The following is a 13,337-nucleotide window of genomic DNA, read 5'->3' on the forward strand; positions in this document are numbered from 1 at the left end:
ACAAAACAGCAAATTCATCCCGTGTAGGATAATTCCTACATGTGGTAACCTACTGTTTTTAAAGGTTAAATTTAAGCTTTATTTTTACTTTGCCCTTCGTGTATTAGCTGATAAAATCGCCGCCCGAATTTATCCTGAGTACCCCCCCAAACGTGTTTCGATTTGCCTTAATCTTTTTCACCTTTTTAAATGCCATCCTATTTACGACACCAAGTTATGCAGACGAATTTAATCATGACCGTTTGGTGGTTGGCATGCCTAAAGAAAAATGGGCGCCTTACTGGGGAGGAATCGATAATCCATCCGGGCTTTACCATGATTTTCTCATTACTCTCACCGAAGTATTGAATCTCAAGTTAGTCTATCGCGGCTACGATGATTTTGAGCAGTTGTTTAGTGCATTGGAAAATCACAGAGTTGATGCCACCATTGGGTTTGCAAGTAGCGAATTACGTCGAAAACGCTTCCAATTCTCCGAGCCTCTGATCTCCCTAAAGAAAATTATCTGGTTAGCCGATGATAAACTGCAAGATCAAGACCCCGCGTCTTGGACTTGGGTTTGTGTGCGTGGTGGTGAAGATTGCGAAGCACTGGAAAAGTTTGGCGTGACCAAATTCGTTACTTCGAACAAATTGAATGTCGTGGCTCAAATGCTACGCCACAATATCGCCGATGCCACTGTAACAACACTGATCGAAGTGAATCAGTACATTCTTGATCCACGCCATTCTCACGGACGCATTTTCCTAGAACACAATATGGGCAGTGCTGATATTGGTCTGATGATGGCTAAAGATCGACCAAACATCAAAAAGACACTTGATAATGCGATTGAAGATCATCAGTTAGCACTCACTAACATCAAATTGTCGAACCTCTACGTACTTAACGAGATGGCGCATTGGCAGCTATTACAAAACCAACAAAAAAATCCAACGATCCGCTACACAATTCAAGAACACAGTTACCCTCTTTCATATTTAGATGAAAAAAGCGGTGACGTTCGCGGTTATGTGCATGATCTATTAGACCTTCTGGAAAGAAAGACACTCTTTGAGTTTGAATATGTACCAGCCAATGGCCGAAATATAGAAGAGATGCTAGAGCAAGGCTTAGTTGATGTATTACCGGGAAAAAATGTCTTTAGCATCAATCCAAAAACACAACTGATTACTGAGAGATACACAACCGTTGAATATGGCTTAATAAAAGCTAAGAACGTCGATACGAAGAGAATTTTAGCCGTATTAGACCGTACCAGTACACTTCAACCGCAAATCGCCGAAATTGAGCGACATGAACCCGTTATCGTGTATTCGAGTGCAGCGGATATGTTGGTTGATTTTAACGCCGGTAAAATCACACACCTTTTATTAGATCGAGAGATCATAGAAGACTATTTGTACAGCAATAGTAATAGCGCGAACTATCAGTTTGAGTCGTTGCCTAAACCTGACTACATGGATTTTGACATTCCACTGGTGATGTCTGTTAGAAAAGACTCGGCACTACTGCTTAATATGCTCTCTCGCATGTTGGCTATTACTGACCATAGTGAAATTGAAACGCTCAAGCAGGGCCATAGTAAGCTATTTGTAAACTATGGATACAGCAAAAATATGGTCGATTACTACGTTATTTTGGCGTTAGTACTGGTAACTATCTTTATCCTCATTGGTATTGCTGTCCTTGGGGTATTGTCTGGTCGACTAAAACGTACGCAAAAAATCAATCAACTATCGCAAAGTGAAATCAGTTGGCTTTCGACGCTGCTCGATAATATGCCCAGCATCATTTTCATTACCGATGAGAATGAAGAGATTGTTTTTACTAACTCCGTTTACAGCGACAAAGTAAAAGATTGTCAGATGGACTCTGCCAATAGCCCCGTAACACCCTGCGGTTTTACTCATGATGTGTTGAGTACCGAAAGTAATGAAGTTTTGTATTACGACGTGAGCGACTGTTCGTTAAGTGGTCGTTATTTTCATATTCGTCATCAAGCGATTATTCACCCTGAGTTGGGCTCAAATCACCGAATGACGGTGGTCGATGACATTACCGTCGAGAAACAGTTTGAAGCTGATTTACAACTCTCAAATCAGCAAGCAATGCAAGCCATTGAAGCACGCAATCACTTTCTGGCGGTGGTCAGCCATGAATTACGCACACCGATTGCTGCCATGCTCGGATTGATGGAACTACTGCAATTTAACTTAAAGAAACCACAAGATGCGGAGCTGCTCAAAAACGCCGTTCATTCTGCACAACGTTTAAAAAGTCAGGTCAACGAGATCCTTGATTTTTCAAAAATCGAAGCTCGACAACTGCAAATCGATGTTCGTAGCCATAACGTTTACCAAGAGCTGTGCCCCTCTCTACGCAGTTTTGAGACCGTCGCAAAAGTGAAAGGCTTAAATTTTGTTTTAGATTGGCACCCATCGGCCATCCATCAAGTTGAAATGGATGCGATGCGCGTCAATCAAGTGCTGGCTAACTTGTTGTCAAATGCTCTCAAGTTTACCAAGTTTGGTTCGATTACTGTCTGCATCAGTAACACTGAAGAACTGATGACGATCAGTATCGCCGATACCGGTTGCGGCATGACCAGCGCACAGCTTGAAACGGTATTTGAGCCTTTTGTCCAAGCAGATAAAGATATTTCACGTCGTTATGGTGGTACAGGACTTGGTATGAGTATTACCAAGAATCTGATTGCTCTCATGGGTGGCGAGATAAATATTTACAGTGATTTTGGCATTGGCACTACCGTGATGTGTGTGATCCCAATCATCAGTAAACCAAGCACGATCCAATTGGGTGAAAACTTGCTAGCTGATACAGAGAGAGAAGCACAATGGCTATCAGCCTGGCTAGGCAAACGTGTGAACACGACTAATGAGCACAAATGTTTGGGTAATATTTATCCTGATAGGCTCTTTGAACGCTGGACAGCAATGACACGTCAAGATGATATTGTCGCAACCAAAGCGATCGAAGATGCTCAAGGCTTAATCCTCGTCGCTGATGACGATCTGATCAACCAGATGCTACTGCACAAACAATTGGCGCGGCTTGGGGTTGAGTTCCACATCGTCAGCAATGGCCAAGAAGCTCTGGACTACTTGGAGCAGTTTACTGAGCACGTTTCACTAGTGCTAACCGATTGTCATATGCCATTGATGAGTGGCTTCGAGCTGGCCAAATCGATTAAAGCGCAGCCTGATAAGTTTGGCTCACTGCCCATTATTGGATGTACTGCGGAAGACTCACGAATTATTGCAGAAAAAGCACAGGCTTGCGGTATGAATGATGTACTATATAAGCCTTACACGCTCAGTGAACTTAGCCAAGTATTGACTCAATATATAGTGGCTAAACCGCCTAAAGCAGACTCAAATGAAAATATGAATTGGTTGAACTCTGGCGGCGAAAAAGAACAAATGGAAATGGCTTTGGTGGTTTTTGAAACCTTCCAAAAAGAGATCAAAGCACTAGAAAAAGGAAGCATGGATGATAAAGCGATCATTCATCGAATAAAGGGGTCATCCGCTTTACTTGAGATGAATACGCTTACTGAAGCAACAAAACAGTACGAAGCAACGGATATTGTAGAAGATAAAGCCAACTTAAAACAAAGCATTATCGAAGAATTACAAGCTATAAATAGCAAAGTAAAATTATGGCTAGAAACAAGGCAATAACCATGCAAATACTTATAATTGAAGACGACATTATTCAAGCAACCAAGCTTAAGCTGTCGCTCATGGCGCTGGGATATCATCATATTGTACTCACTCGTGATGCTCAATCGGCGCTTGAGATCTGTCAGCAACAGAACATCGAATTCATTATTTGTGATATAAACTTGCCAGACATGGATGGTATTCAATTTCTTGCAACCCTGTCTAACCACTCTCTCAATATTGGCATTGCTATCCACAGTGCCATGCGTGAGGATGTGATTGAGTTGACCAGCAACATGTGTATTGCCGCTGGTTTTAAGTTTGTCGATACCATCAATAAGCCTCATTCCGTCTCAGCTTTGCAAACCATGTTCGAACGCTTCGAAAGCCGTAAGCTGCAATCGACTGAAGATGCCAATCATATTTGCTTGAGTGAACAAGAAGTCATTGATGCTTTCGAACAAAATTGGTTCGTTAACTACTATCAACCGCAATTCAGTGTTCATAGCAAACGTATCATCGGTGTAGAATCACTGATCCGCTGCTTACACCCGCGTTTTGGGGTACTTACCCCTGCCAGTTTCCTAACGACCATTCATCAAATGGGCTTAAGTGATCAATTGTTTTGGCACGTAGCAGAAAAAGCGATCGCTGCTGTGGCACTGCTTCAGCAAGACATCAGCCTATCAATCAATGTTAGCCAATCTAATTTTGAAGATGACATGTGCGACCGCTTACTGGCGTTATGTGAACAACACCAGTTCTCACCAAAACGCCTCGTACTCGAACTAACCGAATACGAAGTGTATGATTACTCACGCAATTCACTGGCCAACTTGGCTCGTTTGCGCATGCATGGTATTTGCTTATCGATCGATGATTTTGGTACTGGCCACGCCTCGCTTAGTCAGTTGGCGTTATTGCCTTTCACCGAGCTCAAAATTGATCGTAGCTTTATTAAGGATGTGACGAGTAACTATCGTAACCAGCAATTGACCAGTATGTGTGTGCAATTAGCCAATTCACTTGGCTTGCACTGCGTTGTCGAAGGTATTGAAGACGAAGCGACTCTGCAATATCTCAACAGTTTAGGGGTCGACAGCTATCAGGGCTTCTATGCCTGTAAACCTCTCCCTATTGCAGCCTTGTGGGAATTTGTCTCGCATTATCAGGATGTTGAACATGAATCGGCAGAGCTGCAACCATTGCATGATGCCGTGATTCTTAGCCCAAACACCTCATCCTCTCACGCCATTACCAAAGCAATGGGTAAAGATGCGATCTTCGGCCGAATCTTTACTTACAAAGGTATCAGTCAATTACTTGAAAATGACGAGATACAAAAAGTCAGTTTATTAGTGATTGATATCGATTTTCTTGATTGTGATGTTAACGAATTACTCGCCAACTTGAACTCCACCAATTTCATTGGCTCGGTGTGCTTGTTGGAAGGCAACAACCCCGTTGAAATCACGATCACTAATCACAATTACCATTGCTTTAAAGCTAATAAAAATCCGCGCTACATTCAGACAATCGCATCAATATTAAGTGACCGTGATAAAAGCAGTATTCAGAAAATCTATCAATTACTGTCGACACAAGAAATCAACGTCGCCAATTTATTGCTAAAAGGCTTTAACAACAAAAAAGTCGCCACCACGCTCGACATCAGCGAGAAGACGGTGAGTACTTATAAAAATAGAATTTTCAAAAAGCTGGAAATTCAATCTATTGTCGAGTTAGCACAGTTTAGATAAGAACCAATGAACCACTTTTCCTCTTTAAAGGTACTGATTGTTGATGATGCCTCAATTGTCGTCGTCACAGTAAAAAGCATGCTACTCAAGCTCGGGTTTCATGACCGCAACATTACTTACTGTTCAAGCGCCAAAGCGAGTATTCAACTCGCTCGCCAAGAGCAATATGATCTGATCTTGTGTGATTACAACTTAGGCCGTGGCATCAACGGAAAACAAGTGTTTGAAGAGATGAAACACTACAATTTGCTGCATGAAAAAGCGGTGTTGATCCTAATTACTGGTGAGAGCTCTTCAACTGTCGTCCATTCAATTATCGAATTGAAACCGGATGACTACTTACTCAAGCCGTTTAATATCATGTCGCTCAAAGAGCGTATTCATTCTGCCGTCGCTCGTAAGCATGCCTTATATCAACTCTATACTGCGCAGTTGATCCATCAATATCAAAAAGGCATTGAGCTGTGCGACGAACTATTACCGTTCTACCCTGAATATCACTTTACTATTTGCCGCTTTAAAGGCGATTTTTTAAGTCGTTTGCAGCTACACGAACAATCTAAAGTTCTGTATGAAAACATATTGATCCGTAAAGAGTGTGACTGGGCGACGATTGGCTTGGCTAATTCGCTGATGAACTTGGGTGATAAAAAAGCGGCTAACGTAATGATCAATAAGCTATTAGCAACAAAGCCTAATAGCACTTTGGTTCGCACCGCTGCCGCCAGCATCAGCTTAATGAACAGCGAGATACCCACCGCTATTCGCCACTTTGAACTGGCGAGTAAAATGGTGCGAGGCAACTCGGAGCGCGAACTGGTGATTTCCAACCTGTGTATATCAGTTGGTGACTATCAAAACGCACTGGATCACTATCGCGTCTATATGGAAATCAACAAAGACACTTATCGCAACACTATCTTTGCCAAAATCAACTTGGCTCGCATGATTCTCTACACTTGTTTTAACTGCGAACCAGGGCTGAAAGTCGCCCGATTGAACGAAGCAAAGAGCCTTTATAGCCAAATTATTGGTATGCGAGAGGCGACAAAACTCGAAGCTGAGTTAGACCTATTGCTCGCGCATATTGCATTGGAAGAAAATCAATACGCTTTAGCTGTTAGCAAACTCAATGAAATACACCGTAGGGGGCCATTTAGCCACTTCTATCCACTGCATCAATTTGCTTGGATATTAAATCGCATGAATTTTGACAGTGAGTTTGCACGCCTTATTCCTAAGTGTACTGAAGCCATTCATAGCCATCAGCACGAACATATTTTTTCCAGCCAAGTCACGATGCTAAAACAGATCCAACAAGCAAATATCGAAAAGTTGGAGTGGCTCGAAAGCAAACACAAATACATTCAGGCCAACCGCATGACGCTAAGCGAGCTGATTAAAATATACATTGAAATTAATCAACGCTGCCCGTTCTTACAATCGGTTTGCATGAGTATTATCAAGCTACTTGCACGTCGTTGGCCCAAAGATGCTGATATGGAATTTTTACTCACAGTCGTTCATCAGTGTGACACCGTGATTCGTCAGATGATGGATGAACAAGAGCGTGAAAAAGCCAATTACGAACAGCTCTATCAAAATATTTTGGAAGCAAACTGACACTTTTCGCCCCACTCTCTGTGGGGCGATTTATATCCCACGGAACACCTTTTGAACACCCTGCCCAGCATTGTAAAATAATTCACCACCACCCTCTTATTTTGTCAGTCATTTCCGACAAAACACGCCCACAACAAAAACAAGCACCTATCGACACGGTAAATTCTATTGATTGGTTAACAGCGTGCTACACATTTAATATTCATTAAAATTAGATACTTATTATATTAAATGTCATTGCTGAAATTTGAGCAATACGGATTCAATGATAAGCAATAGAGCCGTCAAACCGCGGATACTTAACTCGACTGATGTGCGACAAACAACCACCGTTTGCTCTCCAATACTGGCTGATTTTCAACCATCCATCCCACCAACATTTGACCTAAATAAGTATCGCAGCCCTTAAAAAGAGAAACTATAAATAATGAGAAATAAGCTATTTCTAGCGACGATGGTGTCACTTGCACTCGCAGGGTGTAATGATGAAGATATCGTATTCACCAATCCTGAAGAAGGTATTGAACCACCTACGGATGTCACTCCACCAACAGAAGATGTTCTACCTACAACGTATATCAGCACGATTCAAGCATCGAGTAAAGTGATTCTCGGTGATGTAGATTGTAATGGTAGCCGAATTAAAAATGGCCGTTTTGAAGTACTCGAAGGGACCTCTTTTAGCTGTAATTTTGGTAGTGTAATGTTGGGTGAATTCACAGTTCCAACCGCCAAAGTAGCAAGAAGTACAGCAGTTAACGACAAAGTAGAAACGTCGTTTGATTTAGTATCGCTACCACATGGGAGAAACGCGACACAAATTCTTCAATCAATCAACAATTGCAAATCGAGTGACAATATATGTCTAGACGAAATCGATGTGATCGATATAGATGAAATCTATCAAAATCTAGGCGTTCAGAGTGCAGTTGATGCTTTTTTGAAATCTAAAGAAGAAGAAGCGACGGACGAAGTAGGCAAAGCTCCTAGTTCTCACGTTGACGACAAAGTAATACCGGCCGTAGACCCAGAAGCAAACAGTAACCTTAATGCTGATTTTGTATCTGCGGATGCTGAATCTAGCTACGCTTATAAACCAAGTTCTGAAGGTAAGGTTCTGACTCGTAGTACGTTAACCGATGCTAACGGCAATGCCATTTCAGGTATGAGCTTTTTCTCGGCAAACTCAATTGGTACAACAGATGAAAACGGCGAGTTCGAGTACCTATGGGGAGATACCCTAACGTTTGGTATCGATACTTTCGAGTTTGGTAAAGTGACGGGAAATCAAGTTGACTACAAACTAACCGACGTTTCAAATAACCCAATAACTAAAGCAAATATTCAAGCTCTGATTGAACGTTATGCAGAACGTCAAAATAACACATTTATCGTCACCAACGAGATTCAGAGTACTTTCGCTCTCTATCCAAACGTAATTAATGAACTGATCAATCTTTCTCTTCCGAATGGTGGCAAGCTTGATGGCTCAGACTTTAGTCTTCCGAATGAATTTGAAGCCCAATTTAGCCAAGGCCTCACCTCGGTGATCGATCAAGAATTACGCCAACCTGCGACTTTTAGCAGCCTAATACGTCAACCAGCGGTGTTATCTCTGGATAGCGGAAAATACGTCACGGAGTCATTAACGGCAATATTCCGTAACGTAGAAACGTTCCACGTATTCAACGATAACGGTAGCTTTTATGGTGCAACTGGCTACACACGCGGTATGCGGGCGCTGAACATATCAAACCGTGCGTTCCCAATCATGATGCCTCGTGCAGATAAAAACCGTGAGATACCTTTCGGTCAGGCACAAGCTTGGACTCGAGAAGGTAAGCCTTACGTAGCTGATTGGCCGGGTATTGATATGCCAGCAATTCCAACTGTTAATGAAGATAATGCCACTTTCGGTTTCCCATTTGTTACCGCTGGGGAAATTGGCGCAGGAAAAGTCGTCTTCATGGGCAACGGGATGTACCCAAGCATTCTTTCATGCCCAGATAATTACTGGAACAACCGCTCTGTCACCATTGATAGCCAAGCTCAAATATGTACGTCATCCAAAATTGAAAACCCTCAGCACGATGACAACGGCAGTATGAAGCTGTTTTTCTCAAACCTATTCCAATGGTTTAACGATAAAGCGCCTACCGCAGGTCTCAAAGTAGCCACCAACATTGATAAAGCCTACTTTGCTCACCATAACTCTCACTCTGGTTTTGAGTATGATTTCTTTGTGAGTCCAGAGTTCGGTTTCAACAAGAATGTTACTCACCTAATGAAAAATGGATTTGATGGCATCAATCCGTCTGACACTCCAATTTTACTACTGCAAGCCTACCCGCCTAAAATCATCGGTGACGGTATGACTCTTAACTTTGTCGCGGATATAGAGAACCCTAACCTAAGTCAAGACGACATCACTGCATTGATAAAATACATCAGCGCAGGTGGTAATGTATTGTTTATGGATGCGATTCAAAGTGCCAATCCAGAACCGATTGGTCGTCTTGCTGATGCGGCTGGCATGTCTGTAGGTGGGCAAAACGTCACACCAACCAATCAAGCGTTTTGTGGCAGTTCCTACTACTGCCAGACTATGTACCCGAACTTACATGTTAGGGGTGGTTCGGATATGGTTGTCCTTGAACGCTTCCAGGATAATCAAGGCGAACAACCTTTTACCGTAAATCAAGACGGTACGGTTGAATGGATTAAAGACGAAACAAAAATTAAATTTGAAATACCACACTATGAGGTCGTAAAACAAGATAGTGAAGGTAACCCTGTCATAGGTGAAGACGGTGCACCTCAAATGGTCACCAAACAAGCTCGCATCTTTGTCAACACCCCAGAAGAGCGTCAAGCGGCTATTGATGAACTAAAAACGGCCTTTGTTGGCACGCCGGTTTGTAACAACGACTATCAGTGGGAGTTTAACTGCATTGAAACTCGTGATGGCCATGGTGAAACCGTTCGTGGTAACTACCATCGTCCTGACTTCGACCGTTATGAAATAAGTCAAACTGTCGTTGATAGTATGGTTAAAGCCGCTAACCTTGGCTCTAATTTCAATGCTCTTTACCATCATGAGCTCTACTACCGCACAAAAGGTACACAAGGCAAACGCCTATCATCAGCAGAACTGAATCAAACGTTTGATAATCTTTCAATTTGGATGTGGAATGACAACCCATATAGATTCGAAACCAATATCCAAGACGAGCTGGGCTTCAAACAAGCAGTACAATTTCTAAACTGTTACACCGGCGGTCAACACCAACAAGATACCGAAGAAGCTCTCTGCCCTGTGGACTTAAAGGCATCGCTCATTAGCAACGGGATGATTCATGGGGAAGGTGAACTTAGCGGCCAAATGAACCCGAGTTACCCACTTAACTATATGGAAAAACCATTGACTCGCATCATGCTGGGGCGTTCATTCTGGGATCACGAAATCACTGTAGATACCACCATGTACCCTGGTCGTACACCAGGTAATGGCGAATCAGTTTCGGCTATAATTCAAACCAACGGCCAAGCGGTAAGTTACTCAGCTGGTAACAATCAATCTACCGGTCTTTGGGCCCCTCAACTACAAGAGGTTTCAGTAAGTAAAGGCGTAAAAGCAACAATCACCGTGATGTTTGCTGATGATCTGACCGGAAAACCTAACCACGAAACCAGTTTGAAACGCCCACCGCGTATGCAAACAAGCTACCAATACGACGGTGCAAGCCTAACATTTAAAGTCCCTTACGGCGGTTTAATTTATATTACACCAAAAGAGAAAGGACTTGGTGAGGTGAGTTTTGATCTTTCCGGTGTTGAATATGCCGCTTGGTGGAAGGAAGGACGTTGGATTAATCACCCTAACGATTCAAGCGCACCGATTGCCGAAGTTGATACTGGATCATTTATCTACACTACCCCAGTCAATAATATTCAATCAATTGACCTTGTGAAGTTTGCCGCAGACATGAATCGTTTCGCTGACGCTGCCAGTGATTTTTACGGCCGCGATGAAGTCACGGAAGATGGCCAACATCGTCGTTTCACATACTCAGCGCTAAAAGAGTTCCGTCATCGCTTCGTCAATGACGTACAAATCTCGGTTGGTGCTGCTCACTCTGGCTACCCTGTCATGAACTCAAGCTTTAATGCCGACCGCACTAGCGTTCCAACAAACGCGTTAAATGATTGGCTATTATGGCATGAAGTTGGCCACAACCTTGCCTCTGCACCATTCTCTGCGGAAGGCAGTACAGAAGTAACGAATAACTTATTAGCGCTATACATGCAGGAACTGGAAGGACGCAATGACAATCCAGAAATGGACCGCATTAAGATTGATATCCAAAAAGCGCCAATTTGGTTAACTTCAAATAACCAGCATGCTTGGTCACATGGTGATGCAGGTATGCGCCTAGTCATGTTTGGCCAACTAAAAATCTGGGCTAAAGCTCATTTTACTATCGATCGTTGGTATACAGATACAGTAAAACCATCCATCTATGGTGCAGACGAAGGCTGGAACATGTTCAAGCTTATGCACCGTAAAGCTCGTGGTGACAAACAAGGCGACCAAAGCACTAACTACTGTAGTTCAAACGAAACAGGTCTAACTGGTGGAGACTTGCTTATGGTGTGTAGCTCTTACGTATCAGGCTACGACCTAAGTGATTTCTTTACCACTTGGAATGTCGGAGAAACCTCCATGACAAATCCTGACAACACCAAAGTATATAACGGTGGTATCAGTAACCAAGGCTTAAACAAAATGGCAGCGCTAGTCAGTGAGTTAAACCTCGGAAAACCTTACAATAGCCCGCTCAAGGTGAACTCAATCTACTACACCAATGAGTAGCTCAGTGACCCACTAATGATAGCTTGTAGGTAAACAAAAGGCCGATAGATAATTCTATCGGCCTTTTTATATCAATACTATTAGCGGAGTTTCTTTGGTTATTCACTTAGCCTAGTTAAAAAGCCCACTAAACCATGACGTTTCGACAACGTCTACCTCTTCGTCAAACACGTAGCGGCTTTCTTCTATCATCGCTTTTGGTACAGCAACTCGGGTTAACGGATTATCCTTAAATGCAGAAGGATAGATCTCAGTCACCGACTTTGGAATAGTCACAGTGGTGAGATTGTTTTTATAGAATGCATACCGACCTATCGTTTCCAGCTTGTCATTCAACATCACGGTTTCTAACTCGTTTTCAGCAAAGACTTCATCTTGGATATAAATAAGCTCATCTGATAACTCTACGTTAACCAGTTTATTTTGATAAAAAGCGCGAAAACCAATCACTTTCACAGAATCAGGAATCACAACACTCGTCAGATCATTTTCAGAAAAAGTATAATTATGAATGTGTGATATCGAGTTAGAGATAGTCACACTGGTGAGCTTATTTTTAGCAAACGCTCGGGTCAGTATCGTCTTAACCGAGTTAGGGATAACCACATGGCTCAGCTTATTTTTATGAAATGCGTAGTTATCTATCAATTCTACGGAGTCAGGAATAATGACTTCCGTGAGTTCATTGTCAGCCAACATTCCGTGGCTGATCGCACGTAGTGAGTTTGAGAGTTTGATGCTCTTGAGATCATTTTGAATAAAAGCCGCATCCCCGACGAAAGTGACTGAATCGGGGATATCCAGATGAATAATATTATTGTTTTGAAACGCTTGATGCCTTATTGATGTTAGAGAATCCGGCAGGATAATATTGGTCAAGTAGTTATTGGCAAAAGCCTCATCATCGATTTTCTTGATCGTCTCAGGCAAAACAACCTTGGTGAGCCCTTGATTTCTGAACGCCCTTTCGCCAATGATCACCACTGGGACACCATCCAAATGGCTCGGAATAATGATGTCCCGATACTGAGCTAAGTACTCCCCTATCTCACCCGTCGACTTATTAAACTTAACATCGTCGATCGTCAGTACCTGTGCTTGTACGCAGCCGGTGGCCACTCCCACCATGACCATCAAGATGACCCACAAAGAATGAAGCTTTTTCATCTGTTATCCTTAACTCAATCAAATCGAAAGCAAAATTGGCGGCAGTATAGCACTGGCAAGAAAAACTTCTGCCTATCCGATTGAGTTAATTGAATATATAAGGAATCAGTCGCAAACTGTTGTGGTGAATAACAATAATGGCTAATTGTAAGGTGATAGATTCATGATTAAAAATCATAAATGCCAGATAGCAAAAAGCCGCTCATAAAGAGCGGCTTTTCTAAATTG

General features: G+C 42.5%; 5 protein-coding genes. 4 read left to right on the top strand and 1 reads right to left on the bottom strand.

Annotation, left to right across the window (positions count from 1 at the left end; all coding sequences use genetic code 11):
* Positions 1–254: 254 nt before the first annotated feature.
* From RH86_RS15645 to RH86_RS15660, 4 genes are all read left to right on the top strand, one after another.
* Positions 255–3,704, top strand: a complete 3,450-nt coding sequence (locus tag RH86_RS15645; RefSeq protein ID WP_038219774.1) for an ATP-binding protein — start codon at positions 255–257, stop codon at positions 3,702–3,704.
* 2 nt (positions 3,705–3,706) lie between these two features.
* Entirely contained in the window at positions 3,707–5,446 is a 1,740-nt protein-coding gene (locus RH86_RS15650; RefSeq protein WP_009387161.1) for an EAL domain-containing protein, read from the top strand.
* Between the two features lie 6 nt (positions 5,447–5,452).
* Positions 5,453–7,069, top strand: a complete 1,617-nt coding sequence (locus RH86_RS15655; RefSeq protein ID WP_009387162.1) for a response regulator — start codon at positions 5,453–5,455, stop codon at positions 7,067–7,069.
* Between the two features lie 427 nt (positions 7,070–7,496).
* A complete protein-coding gene (locus RH86_RS15660) occupies positions 7,497–11,942 on the top strand; it encodes an SslE/AcfD family lipoprotein zinc metalloprotease (protein WP_009387163.1) in 4,446 nt (1,481 codons plus the stop codon).
* A gap of 111 nt (positions 11,943–12,053) precedes the next feature.
* Here RH86_RS15660 and RH86_RS15665 read toward each other — a convergent pair whose 3' ends face one another.
* Entirely contained in the window at positions 12,054–13,109 is a 1,056-nt protein-coding gene (locus RH86_RS15665) for a leucine-rich repeat domain-containing protein (RefSeq protein ID WP_009387164.1), read from the bottom strand.
* Positions 13,110–13,337: the final 228 nt, after the last annotated feature.

The organism is Vibrio sp. N418, from assembly GCF_000222565.1.
GTDB classification, from domain to species: Bacteria; Pseudomonadota; Gammaproteobacteria; order Enterobacterales; family Vibrionaceae; genus Vibrio; species Vibrio scophthalmi.